This window comes from Deltaproteobacteria bacterium (assembly GCA_016874755.1).
GTDB lineage: Bacteria > Desulfobacterota > Binatia > UBA9968 > UBA9968 > DP-20.
This window is the reverse complement of the sequence record VGTH01000034.1, coordinates 15,788-36,753: the sequence shown is the minus strand read 5'-3', so window position 1 is coordinate 36,753 and position 20,966 is coordinate 15,788. Positions and strand designations below refer to the sequence as shown.

The following is a 20,966-nucleotide window of genomic DNA, read 5'->3' as shown; positions in this document are numbered from 1 at the left end:
GGTCGGTTGATTTACCAAGGTTTGGCTTGTGGGAACCCTCGCGGCAACGCTGAGGGTTTTTTTATGGCCGAAGCAAAGCAGGTCATTGCCGAGCGCGAAGAAGTCGCGCGCACCATCACCCGCATGGCGCGTGAGATCGCCGAGAAAGTTCTTCAGTCAGAAGAGTTGGTGTTGATTGGCATTCGCTCGCGCGGCGTGCACCTGGCGCGGCGCTTGGCGAAAAAAATCCACGACAGCGCCAAAACCGTGCTGCCCGTGGGTATTGTCGATGTAACGCCGTATCGCGACGATCGCAACCAAGAACAGATTTTGCACGCGGTAGGCGCCTTCGAAGCGCCGGTGGCGGTGGATGACAAAAGCGTGGTGCTGGTCGACGATGTGATTTACCGCGGCCGGACCATCCGCGCGGCGATGGAAGCGGTCGCTCGATTAGGACAACCGAAACGCATTCTTGTCGCTGTGCTGGTCGACCGCGGCGCGCGCGAGCTGCCGATTCGCGCCGACATCGTCGGCAAGAATATTCAGGTTGGCAGCAATGAGCGTGTCAACGTGCGCCTGGATGAAGCTGACGGCATCGATCAGATTACGATTACGAACTGGTAATATTCCGTGAGCCGACGCAACTTAACCTGCATAGCCGATCTGACCAACGACGAGATCGAAGCGATTTTCGAGCTTGCCGACAATGCCGCCAAACTGCGCGCCGATCGCGTTGCCAGCGGCCAGATTATGGCGACGCTTTTCTACGAACCGAGCACTCGCACGCGCTTGTCGTTTGAGTCGGCCATGCATCGGCTGGGGGGTGGGGTGATTAGCTGCTCGGACATGAAATCGTCGTCCACCGCCAAAGGCGAAACCATCGCCGATACGGCCAAAGTGGTGTCGAGCTATGCCGACGTTTTGGTGGTGCGCCACTACTGGGACGGCGCGGTGCAAGCGATGGCTGAGCATGCCAATGTGCCCGTGATCAATGCCGGGGACGGCAGTCACGAGCACCCGACCCAGACGCTCTGCGATCTCTACACATTGCGCAAAGAGAAGGGTGAGCTGCGCGGCCTGACGGTGGTGATCTGCGGCGATCTGAAAAACGGCCGGACGATTCATTCGCTGGTCTATGCGCTGGCGCGCTTCGGCGCCAACGTGGTGACGCTCGGCGCCCACGGCATGGAGCTGCCGCAATATGTGCTCGAGCGCCTGGAGCGCGAGCATGGCTACAGTTTGGCGCCGCTCGCTGCCAACGATCTAGGCGCGGTGGTGACCGAGACTGACGCGCTCTATCTCTCGCCCAAGCAGCCGCATCAACTGGCGCTGTTTACCCAGGTGGACAAAGCGGTGCACTCCCAGCTAAACGCGCTCGCCAGCGACGTGCGCTACGATGCGTTTTATATGACGCGCAAGCAGAAAGAGCGCATGAAAGAGGGAGCCAACGGCAGCTACCCGACCATCGGCGCTGAGTTTCTTCGTGAGCGGCGTTTCAAAGACACGGTAGTGATGCATCCGCTGCCGCGCGTCGACGAGTTGTCGCAGGAGGTCGATAAAGACAAGCGCGGCATCTATTTTAAACAGGCGGCCTACGGCGTGCCGATCCGCATGGCGTTGCTTAAGTTTCTCTTCGATCAAAACGAACGCAAAGCGGCCGCCAAGAAAACCAAGACCCATTGGTATGAAAGCGCCGAACGGTTGGGACCACAGTGTCGCAACGCCAATTGCATCACTCTGACAGAGCCGATCTCGACGCGGCGCCGCTTTGAAATGTTGACCAGCGGACCAGGCGGTGCGCTCATTTTGCGCTGCTTTTATTGCGATCACCGTTTCAAGGTGCAGTTGGTCGGCAATGCCCAAGCGAAGCGCTATTGCGCCTATGATATCGCCTTGGCCGCGACGATACAGGCGTGGTTCAAAAAGAAAGAGCTGGTGATTTTCGATTCTCTAAAAGAAGCTGAAGAGTTGGGCTACGAGCCGTTCAATAGCAGCGCCAGCCGGGTGCTGATGGACGCCGCGGCCGTTGCCTCGGCGATCTCAGAAATTGCCCGGCAGGTTTTGCAAGATTGTCAGGATGCCGATCGTCTGCTCGTGCTCGGCATTCGCACCAAGGGTTCTTTTCTGGCGCAGCGGATCGCCGGCGAGTTGGAAACGCGGCAGAAGCGCAAAGTGGAAGTCGGCGAGATTGAGATCTACGGCGCCGGCGAAGAAATCCGCCGCTTATCGCCGACCGATCCCGAAGCTGGTCCGTTGATTCTCAAAGACCGGGAGATTATTTTGGTCGACGATGTTTTGTACACTGGCCGGACAGTTAACAGCGCGTTGAGCATGATTTTTCGTTCCGGGCGGCCGCAGGCGGTGCGCTTGGCGGTGCTGATCGATCGCGGTCATCGCGAAGTCCCGGTTAAACCCAACTATGTCGGCAAAAATATCCCGAGCTCCGATAAAGAGCGGGTGCGGGTGCGGCTGCGCGAGTCGGGCGGCGACTCGGCGGACCAGGTGATCATCTATTCGATGATCAATCCCAACGAGCCGGAAGCGGCGCTAGCCGGCTCGGAGCCATCGACGAGCAACTTAGAATAGACGATTTACCATGAAAGCGATTTTGGCACTGGCGGACGGGCGATGTTACGAGGGCAGCGCATTTGGCGCGTTGGGCGAGGCGTTGGGCGAAGTGGTTTTTAATACCAGTATGACCGGTTACCAGGAGATTCTCACCGATCCGTCCTATGAAGGGCAACTGGTCGCCATGACCTATCCGCAGATTGGCAATGTCGGCGTCAATCTCGAAGACGTCGAATCGCGCCGGCCGTTCCTGCGCGGCTTTATCGTTAAAGACTACACGGCGGCGCCGAGCAACTGGCGCGCGGCGCAGCCGCTGCACGAATATATGCAGCAGCACAGCATCGTTGGCATCCAGGGCATCGACACGCGGTCCTTGGTGCGCCACCTGCGCGATACCGGCGCGCAGCAAGGCATTATCTCGACGCAGACGAGCAGCATCGATGAGCTGATCGCCAAGGCGAAGCATGCGCCGGGGCTGGTCGGCGTCGACCTGGTCAAAAACGTGACCTGCGCCGAAGCCTACGACTGGAACGAAGGTCTCTGGGAGCTCGATGGCGGCTACAAGAAACGCAACGGCGCAGCGGTGAAAGCGCGAAAGTCGAAGAAAGGGTCATTTAGCGCGCCAGCGTTTTCGGTGGTCGCTTACGATTTTGGCATCAAGTACAATATCCTGCGCAATCTTGCCGAATCGGGCTGCAGCGTAAGAGTTGTCCCCGCCTCGATGCCGGCAGAAGATGTGCTCGCACTCAACCCCGACGGAATTTTTCTTTCCAATGGGCCCGGCGATCCCGACGCGGTGCCCTATGCGAAGGAAAACGTCGAGAAGCTGGTCGGCAAGAAGCCAATCTTTGGCATCTGTCTCGGCCATCAGATTCTTGGGCTCGCGCTGGGTGGCACGACCTACAAGCTAAAATTCGGCCACCACGGCGGCAATCAGCCGGTGATGGACCTGACGACGCGCAAAGTCGAGATCACTTCGCAGAATCATGGCTTTGCCGTCGATGCCGATTCGCTCAAAGGCGCGGTGGAACTGACCCACGTCAATCTCAACGACAACACCGTGGAAGGCTTGGCGCACCGCGACCTGCCGATTTTTTCCGTGCAGTATCACCCCGAGGCTTCGCCTGGGCCGCACGATGCCAACTATCTTTTCAAACGCTTCACCGATTTGATGGCGAAACACCGAGGCAAATAGCAGACCATGCCCAAGCGCAGCGATATCAAATCTATCCTTCTGGTCGGCGCCGGGCCGATTATCATCGGCCAGGCCTGTGAGTTCGACTACTCGGGCACGCAGGCGCTGAAGGCGCTCAAGGAAGAGGGCTATCGGGTCATTCTCGTGAACTCCAATCCGGCGACGATCATGACCGATCCGGGTTTCGCCGACCGCACTTACATCGAACCGATTACCACCGACATCGTCGAAAAGATCATCGCCAAGGAGAGACCCGATGCCATTCTGCCAACGCTGGGCGGGCAGACCGCGCTCAACCTGGCGATCGATTTGGCGGAAAAGGGCATCCTCGAGCGCTACGGCGTTGAAATGATCGGCGCCAAGATCGACTCGATCAAGAAAGCTGAGGACCGCGACCTGTTCAAAGAAGCGATGCGCAAGATCGGCCTCGATCTGCCGAAGAGCGGCTACGCGCGCAGCATGAAAGACGCCACGCGCATTCAAAAGCGGTTGAATTTCCCGGTGATCATTCGCGCGTCGCGCACGCTCGGCGGCAGCGGCGGCAATTTCGCCTATTCCCCTGAAGAGTTCAAAGAAGTGGTGCAGGCCGGCTTGGCGATTTCGCCGGTGCACGAAGTGTTGATCGAAGAGTCGGTCTTGGGTTGGAAGGAGTTCGAGCTCGAGGTGATGCGCGATCACAAAGACAACGTCGTGATCATCTGCTCGATCGAGAACTTCGATCCCATGGGCGTGCATACCGGCGATTCAATAACGGTCGCGCCGGCGCAGACGCTCACCGACAAAGAATATCAGATCATGCGCGACGCCTCGCTGCGGGTCATCCGCGAGATCGGCGTCGACACCGGCGGCTCGAATATCCAATTTGCCGTCAATCCGCACAACGGCCGCATGGTGGTCATTGAAATGAACCCGCGGGTGTCGCGCAGCTCGGCGCTGGCGAGCAAAGCCACGGGATTTCCGATAGCCAAAATTGCCGCGAAGCTCGCCATCGGCTACACGCTCGACGAGATTCGCAATGACATCACGCGCGAAACCCCGGCGTCGTTTGAGCCGACCATCGATTACGTCGTCACGAAAGTGCCGCGCTTTACGTTTGAGAAATTCCCCCAGGCAAAAGACCTGCTGACGCCGCAGATGAAATCCGTCGGCGAAGCGATGGCGATCGGCCGGACCTTCAAAGAATCCTTGCAGAAGGCGATGCGCTCTTTGGAGATCGGCTCCTTCGGTTTCGAATCAAAGGTGGATCTGTCTCAGCGGGAAGCGTCGCTGCAAATCGTTCGCGAAAAACTCAAGAACCCAAACGCGCAGCGGCTCTGGTATCTCGGCGATGCGATCCGGCTCGGTCTGACCAATGACGAGATTTTTCAGTTGTCGAGCTTCGATCCGTGGTTTGTCGAAAAAATCCGCGAGATTGTGATCGAAGAGGCGACGATCGGGAGTTTTGCCAACAAGGCGGGCGACGTTGCCGACGACCAGCTGCGCGGCTGGAAGCAAATGGGCTTTGCCGACAATCGCATCGCGAAATTGACCGGGAGCAGCGAGGCCGAGGTTCGCGCCTTGCGCAAGACCAAGGGCATCGAGGCGGTTTTCAATTCCGTCGACACCTGCGGCGCCGAATTTCGTGCCTTCACGCCTTATCTCTATTCAACCTACGAAGGCGCCGACGAATCGAATCGCACCGAGCGAAAAAAAATCATGATTCTCGGCGGCGGCCCGAACCGCATCGGCCAGGGCATCGAGTTCGACTATTGCTGCGTGCACGCAGCCTTCGCTCTTAAAGAAGCCGGCTTCGAAACCATCATGGTCAACTGCAATCCGGAGACCGTCAGCACCGACTACGATACTTCGGATAAGCTCTATTTCGAGCCGCTGACCATGGAAGAGGTGATGAACATCGTCGATCGCGAGCGGCCCGACGGCGTGATCGTGCAGTTCGGCGGCCAGACGCCGCTTAAATTGGCCCTGCCGCTGGAGCGTGCCGGCGTCAAGATCATCGGCACCTCGCCCGACAGCATCGACTTGGCAGAGGACCGCGAGCGCTTCTCCGAATTGATCATTCGGCTTGGCATCAAACAGCCCGACAACGGTTTGGCGCGTTCCTACGACGAAGCCTTCAAAATCGCCGGCCGCCTGGGCTATCCGGTGCTCGTCCGGCCGTCCTATGTACTTGGCGGTCGCGCCATGCAGATCGTCTACGACGACGAAGCGCTGAAGGACTACATGACCCATGCGGTGTCGGCTTCGCCTGAGCATCCGGTGCTGGTCGATAAATTTCTCGACGACGCCATCGAAGTGGACGTCGATGCGCTGGGCGATGGTGACGACGTCGTCATCGGCGGCATCATGGAACATATCGAGCGCGCCGGGGTGCACTCCGGCGACAGCGCCTGCAGCCTGCCGCCGAAATCGATTCCGCCATCGGTGCAAGATGAAATTCGCCGCCACACGATCGCGCTGGCCAAGTCACTCAACGTGCGCGGCTTGATGAACGTGCAGTTCGCGGTCAAGGGCAGCGATGTCTATGTGCTCGAAGTCAATCCGCGCGCTTCGCGCACGGTGCCGTTTGTCAGCAAAGCCATCGGCGTGCCGCTGGCGAAACTGGCCGCGCGCATCATGGTCGGCGATAAATTGAAAGCGCTCGGCTTGACGGCGGAGATTTTGCCGAAACATATTTCGGTCAAAGAAGCGGTGTTCCCGTTCAACAAATTCCCCGGCGTCGACACCTTGCTCGGCCCTGAAATGAAATCCACCGGCGAAGTGATGGGCATCGACAGTAGCTTTGGCCTGGCCTTCGCGAAGGCGCAGCTAGGCGGCGGCATGCGCCTGCCGCGCGCCGGCAAGGTATTCATCAGCGTGCGCGACGAAGACAAAGATGCGGTGACGCGAGTCGCGGCGAAGCTCTATCGCGTCGGCTTTCAGATTGTCGCCACCCGCGGCACGGCGCAACGATTCGAAGCGGCGCACATTCCCACCGAAGTGGTCAAGAAAGTCAAAGACGGTAGCCCGCACGTCGGCGATCAGATCAAGAAGGGCGAGATCGCGATGGTGATCAACACGCCGGAAGATGTCCACTCGCAGATGGATTCCTACTCGATCCGCCGCTGGGCGCTGGACTACCAAGTGCCGTACTTCACCACCATCGCCGGCGCGGAAGCGGCCGCCGAAGGCATCGAGTATTTGAACCACCGCGAGTTCGAGGTCAAGCCGCTGCAGGACTATGGGGCGGCGGCGCGCTAGCACGCCGCCCTGTTTCGCGTTTACAGTTTCGGGTTCCGGGTTTGGGTGGCGGCGGTAGGCTAAAACTTAGCTTCTTAGAGCTCACGGCGAATGGGCATCAGACTCGGAAAAAAGCGCTAACCTTGGACGAGAAACCCGAAACGCGAAACCATTCCGGCCTGCAGACGCCGCTGCAATTCCTCAAAGGCGTCGGCCCCAAACGCGCCGAACAACTTGCCAAGTTTGGTCTCAACACGGTCGAAGATTTGCTGTTGCATTTGCCGTTTCGCTACGAAGATCGCCGGCAAATAAAGACCATCGCTGAAGCGCTGCCGGGGCAGGAAGAGAGTTTTATCGGCCAGTTGGCCGGGGTGCAGAAGCGCTACATTGCGCAGCGGCGCAGCCAAATCCTCACGGCGACGCTGAAAGATGAAAGCGCCATGCTCGAACTGGTTTGGTATCGTGCGCCCAGTTACTTGACCGAGAGAGTCCTGCCGGCAACGCGGCTGCTGGTGCATGGCAAAGTCGAGCGCGCCATGGGCGGGCAACTGCGCATCGTCCATCCCGATTTTGAAATTCTCGATGCCGATGAGGAGTTGCAGCTCGCGCGCATCGTGCCGGTCTACATGCACCCTGGCGGTCTGCCGCTATCGCTGCTGCGCAAATGGATCGGCCAGGCGCTGGAACTTTACGCCGCGCACATGCCAAACAGTTTGCCCGCGGAGAGCCTAAAACGGCTTGGCCTACCGAGGCCTTCCCAAGCGTTGACGTTTTTGCACGATCCGCCGCTCGACACGAACCTCGATACGCTTAACCGTTTCGATACCCCGGCGCACCGCACGATTATTTTCGACGAACTATTTTTTCTTCAATTGGGCTTGGGGTTGCGGCGGCGGCGCGGCATTGACCATGCCGGCCGCTTGTTTCCGCGCCAGGAAGCCGGTCTGACGACCAAGATGATCGGCCACTTGCCTTTCAAATTGACCGGCGCACAGCGGCGCGTCTTGCAGGAAATTGACGCCGACATGAATTCGGCCCGCCCCATGCAGCGCCTGGTACAGGGCGACGTCGGTTCGGGCAAAACCATGGTGGCTTGGCTCGCCTCGCTGCGGGTGATTCAACATGGCTATCAGGCGCTGTGGATGGCGCCCACGGAACTCTTGGCGGAACAGCATTACAACGGCCTCAAGCGCTACTGCGAGGCGCTCGGTTTGCGCGGCGCGCTACTGACGGCCTCGGTGGGAGCGAAAGAGATGCGCCAACTTCTTGCAGAGATCGAGAAAGGCGAGATCCACTTTGTGGTCGGCACCCATGCGGTGATCCAGGAAGGCGTGCGCGCCCCCCGCATGGGCCTCGGCGTCATCGACGAGCAGCACCGCTTTGGCGTGCTGCAGCGCATGTCGCTGCAAAATCTGGTGCAGCGTGAAAATTCGCACGGCCTCGATGAGTTTCAGCCGCATATGCTGCTGATGAGCGCCACGCCGATACCGCGCAGCCTCGCCATGGTGCTCTACGGCGATCTCGAGGTTTCGTTCCTCGACGAAATGCCGCCGGGGCGGACGCCAATTCGCACCAAAGTATTTGGCGACAACAGCCGCGCCGCCATGTACAAGCTGGTGCTCGAACAGATTCAGCAGGGTCATCAAGTCTTCATTGTCTATCCACTGGTCGAGGCCTCCGAGCAGCTCCAGCAAATTCACGACGCCACGCGCATGGCCGAAGAGTTAAGCCAAGGGGTATTTCGCGATCACAAAGTCGGTCTGGTGCACGGCCGCATGCGCAACGAAGAGCGCGACGTCACCATGCGCCAGTTTCGCGACGGTGCGCTGCAGATTCTCGTGGCCACGACGGTGATCGAAGTCGGCATCGACATTCCAAACGCCACGGTGATGATCGTCGAGCACGCCGAGCGTTTCGGTTTGTCGCAGTTGCACCAACTGCGCGGCCGCGTCGGCCGCGGCACGGCCGCCGGTTATTGTTTGCTGGTGAATCACATCCACAGCCCCGAAGCGGCCAAACGGCTGCGCGTCATGGAGCAGCAGAGCGACGGTTTCAAAATCGCCGAAGCTGATATGGCGCTGCGCGGTCCAGGTGAGCTCTTGGGCACGCGCCAGTCGGGCCTGGCCGATTTTCGTCTGGCCAATCTGGCGCGCGACCAGCGACTGCTGGTCATAGCGCGCCAAGAAGCGCTGGCGTGGTTGGCAAAGGATCCAGAGCTAAAGTCGCGCGAATCAGCGATGTTGCGCAATATTTTGCAGCAACGCTGGGGACAGAAATTGCAATTGGGCGCGGTAGGGTAGCAGGTGGGTGGCACCTCGCCTACGGCGGCGCTGTAGTCGATCTCCTGCACTTTTGGGCACGCAGTCTCTTCAAGTGCCGTTTCGCTGCGATAATTTATTCGAGCTGGACAGCACAATCGAAACATCCATGTGGCATATTTCCTGCTCCCTCAGCGATGTCCGTTAAGTTAATCTAGGTCGCAAATGGAGTCGGTTAGATCATGCCATAGGAATCGAGCAATCATCGTTCTAGTCGTTTAGATCGCAGGTCGTTTTTCATAGCGTGGTTTTTTGCCATCTTGCTTCCGGGGTCGTTATTCGCTGGCAATGCGGGCGCTTTCCTGCGTATCTACCCGCTGGCGGTGCCGACCAAACAATACCAAGTCATTGACACGACCTGGCCTCTTCCCGGCGCCGAAGGCTATGCGATCGCGATAAATACCGCATCCGGCAAATTCGACCCGGCGACGTTCGTGCTGCGCGCCGGCGAAAACCTGAACGAAATTCGAATTCACACGACCGCGCTTGTCGGGCCGGGCACCATCCCAGCCGACCATGTCGATATTCGTGTGGTCAAGACCTGGTATCAGGCCAGCAGCGGCAATTGCTCCTGCGGCGCGCGCGCGATCACCGGCCTCCAGTTGACCAATACATCTGGCGGCGTGTGGAATACTTATAGCCAGGACGGCTATTGGTCTTTGGGTGTGGCGAGTAGTCTGGATAGTGCGCTGATGAACCGCAGTGACGACAGCATGACTTTGGCGGTGAGCGACGGCAGTAGCTTCAAAATATTCGCGGCCGACTCCAAGGATAGCATGTATTTCGCCGGGACCGCATTTAGGCTAACGGCTACTTTCGCCGATGGCAACACGGCCAGCGCCGACGCGACGATTGCTTCGGCGGCCGCGCCGCCGCCGATTTCGTTGAGCTACGACGGCCGGCTGAGAGATCGAGTGGGCCAGGCGGAGTTTGCCTTACATGCGGATGGCCAATCGGATGGCGTGTTCACCATGAAGTTAAATCCAGGCAGCGGTGCGCGCGCGATCACGCGCCTTTATCTCACCAACAACCTCGGCGGCGTCTGGAACACCGAGGCGCCGGATATATTTTGGGCCCTCGGCGTTGCCACTGGTTTGGATGCGGCTTTGATCAATGCTTCGGACGATTCGCTCGGTAACTCCGCTGCCGAGGTCAGCACGCTCAAGTTATTCGCCGCCGATTATCACCAGCGGATGTATTCAAGCGGGGTGGTCTTTACACTCACCGCGCAATTTTCCGACGGCAGCAGCGCCAGCGCGAGTGCCATCGTCCCGTGAATGAGGGTAGTTGCGATGAGAAGCCGCTCAGCGGCGAGCTAGCGTTCATTCACTCGCACTTGTGGCGAGGTAGGCCGTCATTGTTTGTTGCAGGACGCCGATTCCCGAGGACGCGTAGGGCATGCCTAGGGACGCGATGTCGAGCATTTCGCGGAAACCCTCGCGCCGCGCTTGCACGACGGTGGGATACGGCAAGCAGCGTGATGATGAGGCATGAGCGAACGACTGTTGATAGCAACATGAATTTCCTTTGATTATCTTTTTGCCGGCGGACGCTTTCTCGCTTCAGCTTTGCGCGGTGCTTCATTCTCTGGCAGGCACAGATAAGTCACGGTGGTTTTGCTGCCTGCAAAAGTTACCGAGTTGCCGTTAAAGCGCGCGTCTTTGAAGGCCTTCCAAGTGCCAAGCTTTTCGTCGAGGTTTTCAATGCACTGCTTTTCTCCGACAAAGCCGCTGATCTGCGTCCAACTATCGGTTTTGGGCGCTTGGGTGTGAATCCATAAAATCCAGGCAATTAGGATCGAGATGGTATGTTTCATTGTGCCATGCTCCTTGTTGCCCGAAGCTGCGCAAAAACATGGTGCCCGTCCGTGGTGCCTGAAACGCGACTTTCGTAACGCGCGAGGGTTCTCAATATTGCCGCGGTTAACCCAATGCGTCGATTTCCGCCATGCTGGCATCGAAAGTGATCATCTCATTTTGCGACGGATCGCGGATGACGCCCACAGGATCTTTGCCGAGCTTGATGCCGTCGATGGAGTCATTCATGATTTCGCGCATCATGATCAAGCCGCGGTCAGACGCGCCGAGGTGTTCTTGGGAGCGGTCGAAAATATCGCCCTGACTTTCCTGAGCAACAGTATCCTGCTCGTGCGAGGGGATGCCCCACCAATCATCGTCGATGCGGTTGTAAATGCCCGGCTCGCGCTTCTTGAGCCCTTTGGTGGTGAGACCCGGGGGGTCTTGCGGATAGAACTTAACCCACACGGTGGTGGTCTTGGTGTCGTTGGTCGGCACCCGGAAACGCAGCGCGTGATCGGGTTTTTCGCCCTTGCGCGCTGTGGTGTGACGGGTGTGCGCGGGAAATAGCCAGTGGGAAATCTTCGGGGCGCCGGCCGACGAGATCTGGGTTTCGATGCGGATGCCGTACCAAGTTTTCTGCCAATCGAGTTTGGGGCGCTTGAGCGCCAGGTGCGGATAGACGCTCGCGTGCAGCACGGTCAAATGCGATTGGTCGACGGAATTTTCGGCGCGCTGCAGCCAGTTGCAATACTCTTCGCCGGCGCCGACGACGCGGGCGCCATCTTGACGGACCAGCAAGTCGTAGCGCGGCAGGAGCGGCGCCGGCTGCGGGCCGAGATAGGTAAAAATCAGGCCGCCGAGTTCTTCGGCGGGATACCACTTTTGCCGCACCCGTTCGTGAAACGTGCTGCCTTCCGGCTCCGCCGGCTGGTCCAGACATCTGCCGTCGGGCGCATAAAGCCAGCCGTGATAACAGCAACGCAAGCCTTTGTCTTCGACCCGGCCGAATTCGAGCGAGGTGCCACGGTGCGCGCAGCGAATGCCGAGCAGCCCGACTTGCCCTGCGCCGTTGCGAAACAGGATGAGATCCTCGTTGAGCAGTTGCACACGTTTGGGGCGGTCTTTAGCTTTGATCTCCTCAGAAAACCCGGTGGGCCACCAGTAACGGCGTAGCATTTCGCCAGCAGGAGTGCCGGGACCGACGCGGGTGAGTCGTTCGTTTTCTTCGACGGTCAGCATGACAGATGTCTCCGTAGATTGAGTGGCCCGGAGTATGCCACAGCGCAAGCGTCACGGCTAGCGCTCGATCACGCACGCACCGGTCTTCGTGCTAACAGGACGAGAAACGCCGACGTAAACAGCGCGCAGGTAAAAATCGTAAACGATAGATCGTAGCTGCCGGTGCGGTCGTGGAGAAAACCGAAAAACGGCGCGCCGCTGGCGGCGAACAAGTGGGAGAAAAACAGCGATAGGCCGCGCACCGTGCCGAGCGAGGCGCGGCCGAAGAAGTTGGCCCAGATAACTTCGCGCAAAACGAAACTGCCCGCCAAACCGGTGCCGTAGAGAAAAAAACCGACGTAGGTGAGATAAGTTTGCCGGCTGGTGATCGCGATGATCAGTCCGGTGCCCTGTATTAAAAACTGCGCGCAGGAGACTTTGCGAATATCGAACTTGTCGGCGAGCCAGCCCCAAACCAGCGTCGAGCCCAACTGGGTGAAGGCGATCGTACTCATGAAAGACGCCGCCACCACCGGCGAGTAGCCGACGTCCGTAATATACGAAAAAATGTGCAGATTGAGCCCGGCAATGCCGACGCTGGCGATGCCAAAGGTGATGACGAGCACCCAGAAAGTTGGTAGACGCGCTGCTTGCGCGCGCGTCCAAGTTCTTTCATTCGATACTCGCTCGGTTCTGGACGATCGCGCATCGGAACCGATCTTGGTCTGGTTGTGGGGCGCAGTGGGCGGATCGCCGTCGGGGCGCAGGCCCATGTCTTCCGGCCGCCGGCGCATGAAGATCAGCGCCGGTGCGACCACCAGCAACGGCGCGACGATGCCAAAGATCGCCCAGGTAGAGCGCCAACCGACCAGCACGAAGAGCGATGCCGCGGCGATCGGAATACTGAGCTTGGCGATCCCGGTGCCGAGGTTGGCGATGCCTATGGCGCGGCCGCGCTTGCGCACGAACCACTGCGCGATGGTGACGTTGATGACCAGCGAGCCGAGCAGCGCTTCGCCGGCGATCACCAGCGAGCAGCGCACCAGGACAAACTGCCAGAACTCCTGCACCAGGCTCGACAGCAGCATACCGGCGCCTTCCATCAACACGCCGAGCACGAGCACGCCGCGGCCGCCGTGGCGATCGATCCACGGGCCGAGCAGCGGCACGACGAAGGCGGCGACGCCGATTTCAAAAGTGCGGATCAGCGAAAATGCGCCGCGCGAAACGCCGAGCTCCTCGGTGATCGGCTTGAGAAAAATGCTCAACGTGCTGGAAAAGGCGAAGGTGCCGGCGATGTTAACGAGAATGCCGACACCGACGATGTACCAACCGTAAAAGAATCTCGGGTGAGATGTTTGGTGCGCGACCGACGAAACTGCCACATTAACGAGTTATGGGAAAACCTCTATTAGTTCAAACCGTTCAATCACAGCGTTCCGTTCAAGCCGTTCAAACCGTGAGCACTTGGGGCAATTCTGTGCACGTAAGATTTGGCTATGCAATGTGCGAGTGTCTGGCGGCATGAACGGCTGGAATGGTTTGAACGATTGGAACGGCTGTTTTCGGAAGAGAGGGTAGGGCTCCTTCCTGGCACGAAACAGGGCAGTGTCTCGTTTGCGTTTTCGGTTCAGACAGGAGTCGAGCCGCAACGCATAGCCAGTGCCGCAGAAGGAACTCGGTAGGGGAGGGGATCGGCACAATCACCCATGTAGTATTGAGTCACCGCCGCTCATGTCGAACGGCTTGCCCGGTCTAAGAGCAATCGCGAGGCCAAAAACAAAACATTGACATTCAGACGATTTAGATCGTTGGCAGGGATGAGAAGTGTAAATCTGATTGACAACCACTGTTGCGGGGTGGTTTGCGAGAAATAAAAAATGGCGCTAGATCGAACGCTTAATTGAGCTTATCTCAAATGTAAGCGACCTATACAAATCGCTCGCTATGCGTAATGGGCGACTCGCCAAAGAATGAGTGAAGTCGCATCGACCGAATGGTTTGGGAGGGAATGGTCAACGCAGTAGCAAAAAAGAGTCGTCGGGAAGGGGCACGGCGGACCGCCGACGAGCAGTCTGTTCAGCAAGTTTACAATGTCGTTAGCTGTTGCTCGTCTGCGTCGACGGGCAGGGCTTTTCGTGCTAACCCTTAAAAAGTAGCTCTCCATAAGAATGAACCAGGAATCTTCGGAGCAAGCGCGCGCCAACGTCGCGCGCCACGCGGGCATCGTCAGCCTCGCGGTGATGACCAGCCGCGTCTTGGGCTTGGTGCGCGACCAGGTCTTTGCGATCTTCTTTGGCGCCGGGCTTCAGTACGACGCCTTTCTCACCGCCTTTCGCATTCCCAATCTGCTGCGCGATCTGTTTGCCGAAGGCGCGCTCTCTTCAGCGTTTGTCACGACTTTTTCGCAAACCTTGGAAACCCGCGGCAAGGCCGCGGCGGTGCAGTTGTTTCATCGCGTCGCCACGCTGATCGTGCTGGTGATCGCGCTAATCTCGATCGCGGCATGGTGGTACGCGCCGACCATCGTGCACATTCTCGCGCCGGGTTTTTTCGCGATACCCGGCAAAGCCGAGCTGACGATTACGCTGACGCGGGTGATGATTCCGTTTCTCTTGATGGTCGCGCTGGCCGCCCAAGCGATGGGCGTGCTGAACGCCGTCAATGTCTTTGGCGTGCCGGCGCTGGCGTCGGCGTTTTTCAACATCGGCTCGATTGTCGGTGGTCTAGGTCTGGGCTTTGTGCTTGGCCCTTATATCGGCCTGAGCCCGATTGCCGGCATGGCGTGCGGCACGTTGCTCGGGGGTTTCTTACAGTTGGCGGTGCAGTGGCCGAGTCTGTGGCGCGCGGGCTTTCGCTACCGGCCGGCGTTTCAATTCAGCGATCCGGGCGTGCGGCAAGTGATCGGCTTGATGGGACCGGCCGTCATCGGCACGGCGGCGGTGCAGATCAATGTGTTCGTCAACACCAATTTTGCCTCCGCCATCGTTGACCCGGCTACCGGGGCGGTGATGAACGGTCCGGTCTCGTGGCTGAACTATGCGTTTCGCTTCATGCAATTTCCCATCGGCGTCTTCGGGGTCGCGGTGGCCACGGCGGCGTTGCCGCAGCTTTCGCGCAGCACGGCGCGCGACGACCACGATGACTTTCGCAAGACTTTGACTCACGCGCTGGTGTTGATTTTCGTGCTGTGTATTCCCTCCGCTCTCGGTCTGGCGATTCTCGGCAAGCCGATCGTTGCGCTGATCTTCGAGCACGGCAAGTTCACCGCGTTTGATACCGTGCAATCCGGCAACGCCTTGGCGGCCTATGCCGTCGGGCTCGCCGGTTACGCCGCGGTAAAAGTTTTGTCGCCGGCATTCTACGCGCTCGGCGACGCGCGCACGCCGATGCTCATTAGCCTGGGATCGATCGTGGTGAACTATGTGATGAATTCACTGTTGGTCCAGCGCTTCGGCCATGTCGGTTTGGCGCTGTCGACCTCGGCGGTGGCACTGGTCAATTTTCTGTTGTTGGCGATTTTGCTACGCCGCCGGCTGAGGCATCTCGGCGGCGGCGAGCTCCTGGCGAAGGGGCTGCGCATCGTCGCAGCGAGCGTGGTCATGGGCGTGGTCGCTTGGCTGGCGAGCACGGCCCTTGGCGAGCTGGCGCTGCCGCGCTTGGCGGCGCGCCTGGTCCAAGTGCTCGGCGCCATCGGCCTGGCGACCGTGGCTTTCTATTTTTCCTGCCGGGCGCTGAAAATTTCCGAGCTCGATGAAGCAGCGCAGGCGATCGGCGGCCGCGTGCTGCGGCGGCTTAAGCGCAAAAAATAGCGGACGGCGGAAAAACTCTGTGGAGCCCTGCGACTGAGCTCAGGACGATGGGACGGGAGGTTGAAGCCGTTAGGAAGAATCCGTTCATGCTGAATCGAAGCATCCGTAGGAGTTTTTGGCAGCCTATGAGGCCAGCGCTCTGGGTAGCGCTTGGCCATCTCGACGAAGAAGCCTTCTTTTTCGAGCTCGTTCACTAGGCTCGGTTCCATGAATTGCGCCACTTTGGCTGTCTTCGCCTGCGGCATCTGTGGCGCCAACATGTCGAGCATGAACTGAATTCCCTTCGGCGTGAAGCCCGGCTTGCGCGGAATTGTCTTGACGTAGTTCGCGTAAGAAGTCTCCAAGACTTGGGGATCGTTGGTGCGCATATATTTGGCGAAGACACGCTGCGCGGCGGCCTTACTAAATCGGACAATGTAAGTTCCGCTCCGTCCTTGTGGCATCATCTGAGCTATGATCTATGTCCGCAGCATTTCGCACACTGGCTTGACGCTCGCCAGCGTCTCCAGCCGTGCAATATTGTCCAGCAGCTGTTGCGCCGTGGCATCGCTCACTGTCTCCCGGGCACACTCGGTAAACTTGCCGCGCAGTTCTTCCTCGCTCATGGGAAATTCCGGGCTGCCTTTGGCGTGCTGTGCTTCGCGCGTGTAGGTTTGGCCATTTTTTAGTTGCACGGTGACGCGGCAGGGGCGGCCGCCGGCGTCGGTTTTCTTGAGTGCGGTGTCGAGATTCATCTCAACTTTTTCGGCGAAGGCCAAAATCTTCGGGTCGCGCACCGCTTGGTCGGTGAACGCATGCAAGGAAACCTTGCCGTCGATCAACGCGCGGGCAACCAGGTAAGGCATGCAGAATTTTCCTTGAATGCCGTTTTGCGGCACGCGAAAGGCGATGCGATCGAAGGTGTGTTTGACGACGTCGACTTTGACGCTCTCGACCACGTCCGGCGTGAGATTGTGCTTGCCGCGGAACTCCAAGATCGAATCGATGACTTGATGGGTCAAGCCGCCGCAGGGGTAGGGTTTGATGCGCAGGCCGTCGCTGAGCAAAGCCCACGAGCGGCCGAGCTCGCCGATGGCCGCTTCGTTGACCGGGGTGCCGCCATGATGAACGTTGTAATAGCCGACCGCATGTTCGATGGCCGCGTTGTTGGCGGTAAATCCCGCTTGGGCAAGCTTGGCGGCGAGCACGCCGTTGCGCGCGCCGTGGCCGACGTGGAGCGGTTTGGTCATGGTGCCGAAGTTGGCCACCACGCCGCTGGCCAGCGAGGCGGTGATGCCGAGCGCCATCTGCGTGCGCGCCTCGTCGAGGCCGAGGAGCTTGGCGCAGGATGCCGCCGCGCCGAAGGCGCCCAAGCTCGACGGCCCATGCCAACCTTCATGGGTCGAATCGCGCAGCGAGTGGACCAGCTTGGCCGTCACTTCGTAGCCGATGGCATAGGCTTCGATGATTTGCCGGCCGCTCGCGCCAAGGGCTTCGCCGAGCGCGAACGTGGCCGGAATAATCGGCGCAGTGGGTTGGCCCATCAACGTGAAGCTGTGGTCGTAGTCCATGGCATGGGCCGCCGTGCCGTTGGCGAGGGCGGCATTGAGCGCCGATGACTTGAAGTTGTTGCCGATCACCGTGGTCTCTTCTTTGGCCTGTTCTTCGCGCGCAACGTGCGCGGCGATTTTCGCATCTTCCTCTTTGCTGCCGGCCAGCGCGACGCCAAGGCAATCGCGAATCGCGACCTTGGCCGTTTTGATCGCCTGCGCGGGCAGGGCATCGTATCTTGTATTAACGGCGAATTGCGCGAGTTTGGCGGTGACGTCCATGGTTGCCTCCCATTCAGCTGCCGAGAATCTTCTTTGCCTGCTCGACCACTTCGGCAGGCTGGTTCAACACGTCTTTGAGCAGCGCTTCCAGCTCTTCGCCGGAAGTGTAGTCGACGTCCATGCGGGCGCGCTTGGCCTCGGCCAAGAGTTCCGCATCTTTCAACACGGCACGAAAACTTTCGCGCAGCATGCGGACGCGATCGGCCGGTGTGCCGGGGGTTGCCAGCACGGGGCGGCCGAACTCACCGCCCGAGAGCAGCGCTTGAGCGACGCGCCGCTTGTTGGCGGGCACTTTGAACTCGTCGAGAATTTCATAGACCGTCGGCGCGTCCGCGGCGCGCGGGTCGCGCTTGCGGCCGGACTGGAGTAAGTGCAGGTCGAAGCCCTTTTTGTGCCAGCCGTTGAACGGCTCGCGGCCGAAGTGCGACGCCAGCGTATGGGCGCGGCAAACGATCTCGCCTTTTTCGACGGCCAGGTCGGCGTCGCTGCCGCCTTGATAGCCCGATACCGAATTGATTTTCGCGCCGACGGTGAGCTCTAAGATGCGCGCGATGATGTAGTCCGAGCTGGTCGTGCCGCTGCCGCCGCAGCTCGGCGGCTGTTTGGCTTTGACGATATCGGCGATGGATTTGATGCCGATGTCGGCGCGCATGTAGAGGATGATCGAGTCCTGCGACGCCGAGCCGAGCCAGTGAAATTTGCGCAAGTCGAATTGCGCCTCGCGCCGGCCCACTAACTGCTCGATATAGATGCTGTTGTTGGGCAGCACCACCGTGAGGCCATCCGGTTTGGCCACGTTGTAGATGTAATTGACGGCGGTGATCGAGCCCGCGCCGGGCATGTTTTGCACGATCACATTGGGATTGCCGGGAATGTATTTGCCCCAGTAGCGGGCGATCAGCCGCGCCCAGGAGTCGTAAAAATTCCCCGGCGCCGAGCCGGCGATGAAGCGCAGTGTTTTGCCTTTGAAGAACGATTCGCCGGATCCCTGTGCGAACGCAGGACGGCCAACACCCAGCAGAATCACCAATATGAAAAACGAAATGTTCCTGCGCGGTTTGATCACGAGCGGCAGGCTATGCGATGACCGTTGTTCCTGTCAAACAACTTCTTTCTTCTTCCTTTTTGCGGGGCAACTCTGCTATCAAGAACAGGATTTCTATTGGGGAGTATTGCAGCGTGGCAAATACGATTGCGGATGTGTGTATCGTTGGCGTAGGCGGGCTCGGCGGTATCTTGGCAAAAGAGCTCGCTTCAGCCGGACTGAAAGTGGTGGGTTTCGAGCGCGGCCCGGTGCCAACGTTGGAAGATTACGCACCGCGCGACGCGGTTAAATTTCTCATTCGCCCCGAGTTGTCCGACTGGTCGAAACACGAGCCGACGACGACGCGCAAGAAACCGGGCGACAAGGCGCGCATCCAATATCGCACCAGCCCGTTAAATGTCTTGGGCGGCGCGCTGCTGCATTGGACTGGGCAGTCGTCGCGCTACATGCCGGGCGACTTTAAACTGCATACCAATGAAATCGCCAGCGGCAATGCCGAGCGCGCCAAGGCCGACTTGACCGGCTACGACATTATCGATTGGCCGCTCAGCTACGACGATCTTGAGCCCTATTACGAAAAATTCGAGTGGGAGTTCGGCATCTCTGGCACGGGCGGGAAAAATCCCTTTGCCGGCCCGCGCCAGCGCGACTTCCCGGTGCCGCCGCTGCGCCATAGCGCGAAAATGGAGATCTTCGCCGAGGCATGCCGCAAGCTTGGTTATCATCCGTACGACACTGCCGCAGGCATCCTCTCGCAAGCGTATCGGCCACCGCAGCCGTATGACACGCGCATGCCTGAGCGGCCGGCCTGCGTCTACTGCGGCCACTGCAATTTTTATGGCTGTCACGTGCATGCTAAATCGGCTTCGCTTTACACGGTGGTTCCGGTGGCGCAGCAGACCGGCAATTTCGCGCTGCACGCTAACAGCAAAGTCTTTCACCTCCTGAGTGACGACAAGGGAAACGCGACCGGCGTGCGCTACTTCGACCCCGCTGGACGCGCGCACGAACAGCGGGCGCGCGTGGTTATCTTAAGCGCGTTTGTTTTCGAGTCGGTGCGTTTGTTGTTGTTGTCGAAAACTGACCACAAGCGTTTTGCTAAAGGGTTGGCGAATACAAGCGGCTACGTCGGCCGCAACATTCTCGCCCACGGCGACGTGCGCGCCATGGCGGCCTTTGACGATTACATCATCAATGGCTTCATCGGCCCCGGCTCGGCGGCGATGCGCATCGACGATTTCAACGGCAACAATTTCGATCACACCGGCTTGGGGTTTATCCGCGGCGGCACGATCGGCACCAGCGGCGACGGCACGCCGGCCACGCGCTTCGATGTCCTACCGCCCGATGTGCCGGCCTGGGGCGAAGAGTTCAAGAAATATTATACGCACTACTACACGCGGACCATGGACTTGAACATGCAGCCGGAAACCTTGCCGCATCGAGATAACCGCGTCGATCTCGACCCGCGCCAGACAGACCGTTGGGGCATCGCGCTGCCGCGTGTGACGTTCGATTTCCATCAAAACGAGCTGCGACTGCAGAAATACATGGCCGGGGTCGGCGAGAGAATCATGAAAGCGACCGGCGCGAGCAAAGTCTGGACCGAGGAGAAAGGCCGGCCGAACCGCTGGGCCGGCGCCACACGCATGGGCGCCGATCCGAAGAATTCCGTGGTAAACGAATTTTGCCAGACTCACGACGTGCCTAACTTGTTCATCGTCGGTGCATCGGTGTTTCCCAGCATGGCCGGCTATCCGCCGACGGCGACCGTGGCGGCGCTGGCCTATCGCACCGCGGAATTCGTGCTTAAACAGAAGCAATGGTTTGACTAGCGCGCGACGCGCACAAACTTGCTCCGCCTTAAGGCTTATTTCTGGCGCGGTTCACACGCTATTTCTCTCCTCGCGGAAGAGCACGGCAAAACCGCAATCATGGCGAGCCACGATCCCAAGGCCGTGGAAAAGTTTAAGAAAGTCTACAATATGCGTGATGGGAATTTTGT

At 59.2% G+C, this 20,966-nt stretch carries 14 protein-coding genes; 8 read left to right on the top strand and 6 right to left on the bottom strand.

Features of this window, described 5'->3' with window-relative positions; translation table 11 throughout:
- The first annotated feature begins 63 nt into the window (after positions 1–63).
- From pyrR to FJ145_18845, 6 genes are all read left to right on the top strand, one after another.
- Entirely contained in the window at positions 64–603 is a 540-nt protein-coding gene (gene pyrR / locus FJ145_18870) for a bifunctional pyr operon transcriptional regulator/uracil phosphoribosyltransferase PyrR (GenBank protein ID MBM4263479.1), read from the top strand.
- Between the two features lie 6 nt (positions 604–609).
- A complete protein-coding gene (locus FJ145_18865; GenBank protein MBM4263478.1) occupies positions 610–2,565 on the top strand; it encodes an aspartate carbamoyltransferase catalytic subunit in 1,956 nt (651 codons plus the stop codon).
- A 10-nt stretch (positions 2,566–2,575) separates the two neighbouring features.
- The gene (carA, locus tag FJ145_18860; GenBank protein ID MBM4263477.1) at positions 2,576–3,742 is read left to right on the top strand and encodes a glutamine-hydrolyzing carbamoyl-phosphate synthase small subunit; all 1,167 of its coding nucleotides are present in this window, start codon (positions 2,576–2,578) and stop codon (positions 3,740–3,742) included.
- A gap of 6 nt (positions 3,743–3,748) precedes the next feature.
- Entirely contained in the window at positions 3,749–6,979 is a 3,231-nt protein-coding gene (carB, locus tag FJ145_18855) for a carbamoyl-phosphate synthase large subunit (protein MBM4263476.1), read from the top strand.
- 41 nt (positions 6,980–7,020) lie between these two features.
- Positions 7,021–9,258, top strand: coding sequence for an ATP-dependent DNA helicase RecG (gene recG / locus FJ145_18850; protein MBM4263475.1), 2,238 nt, complete (start codon positions 7,021–7,023; stop codon positions 9,256–9,258).
- Positions 9,259–9,536: 278 nt separating this feature from the next.
- Complete coding sequence (locus FJ145_18845) at positions 9,537–10,553, top strand: hypothetical protein (GenBank protein MBM4263474.1); 1,017 nt, start codon at positions 9,537–9,539, stop codon at positions 10,551–10,553.
- Positions 10,554–10,807: 254 nt separating this feature from the next.
- Here the strand turns inward: FJ145_18845 and FJ145_18840 are convergent, their stop codons facing one another.
- The 3 genes from FJ145_18840 to FJ145_18830 all read right to left on the bottom strand — a co-directional run bounded on the left by FJ145_18840 (position 10,808) and on the right by FJ145_18830 (position 13,678).
- The gene (locus FJ145_18840) at positions 10,808–11,092 is read right to left on the bottom strand and encodes a hypothetical protein (protein MBM4263473.1); all 285 of its coding nucleotides are present in this window, start codon (positions 11,090–11,092) and stop codon (positions 10,808–10,810) included.
- 106 nt (positions 11,093–11,198) lie between these two features.
- Positions 11,199–12,314 carry a Rieske 2Fe-2S domain-containing protein gene (locus FJ145_18835; GenBank protein MBM4263472.1) on the bottom strand — a complete coding sequence of 372 codons (1,116 nt, stop codon included), beginning with the start codon at positions 12,312–12,314 and terminating at the stop codon, positions 11,199–11,201.
- Positions 12,315–12,382: 68 nt separating this feature from the next.
- Positions 12,383–13,678 (bottom strand): MFS transporter, encoded by a 1,296-nt coding sequence (locus FJ145_18830; protein ID MBM4263471.1) that lies wholly within the window; start codon positions 13,676–13,678, stop codon positions 12,383–12,385.
- 786 nt (positions 13,679–14,464) lie between these two features.
- Between FJ145_18830 and murJ the strand changes: the two genes are divergently transcribed.
- Positions 14,465–16,105, top strand: coding sequence for a murein biosynthesis integral membrane protein MurJ (gene murJ / locus FJ145_18825; protein MBM4263470.1), 1,641 nt, complete (start codon positions 14,465–14,467; stop codon positions 16,103–16,105).
- On the opposite strand, the gene FJ145_18820 is transcribed toward murJ, so the two are convergent.
- The 3 genes from FJ145_18820 to FJ145_18810 are packed head-to-tail and all read right to left on the bottom strand — an operon-like array spanning position 16,009 to position 18,982.
- Positions 16,009–16,551 (bottom strand): hypothetical protein, encoded by a 543-nt coding sequence (locus tag FJ145_18820; protein MBM4263469.1) that lies wholly within the window; start codon positions 16,549–16,551, stop codon positions 16,009–16,011. The two genes, murJ and FJ145_18820, sit on opposite strands and share 97 nt — an antisense overlap.
- A gap of 12 nt (positions 16,552–16,563) precedes the next feature.
- Entirely contained in the window at positions 16,564–17,916 is a 1,353-nt protein-coding gene (locus tag FJ145_18815; protein ID MBM4263468.1) for an MmgE/PrpD family protein, read from the bottom strand.
- A 13-nt stretch (positions 17,917–17,929) separates the two neighbouring features.
- Positions 17,930–18,982, bottom strand: a complete 1,053-nt coding sequence (locus tag FJ145_18810) for a hypothetical protein (protein MBM4263467.1) — start codon at positions 18,980–18,982, stop codon at positions 17,930–17,932.
- Between the two features lie 17 nt (positions 18,983–18,999).
- Between FJ145_18810 and FJ145_18805 the strand changes: the two genes are divergently transcribed.
- Complete coding sequence (locus FJ145_18805; GenBank protein ID MBM4263466.1) at positions 19,000–20,796, top strand: GMC family oxidoreductase; 1,797 nt, start codon at positions 19,000–19,002, stop codon at positions 20,794–20,796.
- Positions 20,797–20,966 lie beyond the last annotated feature (170 nt).

Excerpts from the sequence above, each read along its gene's own strand:
- pyrR (MBM4263479.1), top strand. The coding sequence starts at position 64 with ATGGCCGAAGCAAAGCAGGTCATTGCCGAGCGCGAAGAAGTCGCGCGC.
- carA (MBM4263477.1), top strand. The coding sequence starts at position 2,576 with ATGAAAGCGATTTTGGCACTGGCGGACGGGCGATGTTACGAGGGCAGC.
- carB (MBM4263476.1), top strand. The coding sequence starts at position 3,749 with ATGCCCAAGCGCAGCGATATCAAATCTATCCTTCTGGTCGGCGCCGGG.
- FJ145_18840 (MBM4263473.1), bottom strand. The coding sequence starts at position 11,092 with ATGAAACATACCATCTCGATCCTAATTGCCTGGATTTTATGGATTCAC.
- FJ145_18835 (MBM4263472.1), bottom strand. The coding sequence starts at position 12,314 with ATGCTGACCGTCGAAGAAAACGAACGACTCACCCGCGTCGGTCCCGGC.
- murJ (MBM4263470.1), top strand. The coding sequence starts at position 14,465 with ATGAACCAGGAATCTTCGGAGCAAGCGCGCGCCAACGTCGCGCGCCAC.
- FJ145_18820 (MBM4263469.1), bottom strand. The coding sequence starts at position 16,551 with ATGATGCCACAAGGACGGAGCGGAACTTACATTGTCCGATTTAGTAAG.
- FJ145_18815 (MBM4263468.1), bottom strand. The coding sequence starts at position 17,916 with ATGGACGTCACCGCCAAACTCGCGCAATTCGCCGTTAATACAAGATAC.
- FJ145_18805 (MBM4263466.1), top strand. The coding sequence starts at position 19,000 with ATGACCGTTGTTCCTGTCAAACAACTTCTTTCTTCTTCCTTTTTGCGG.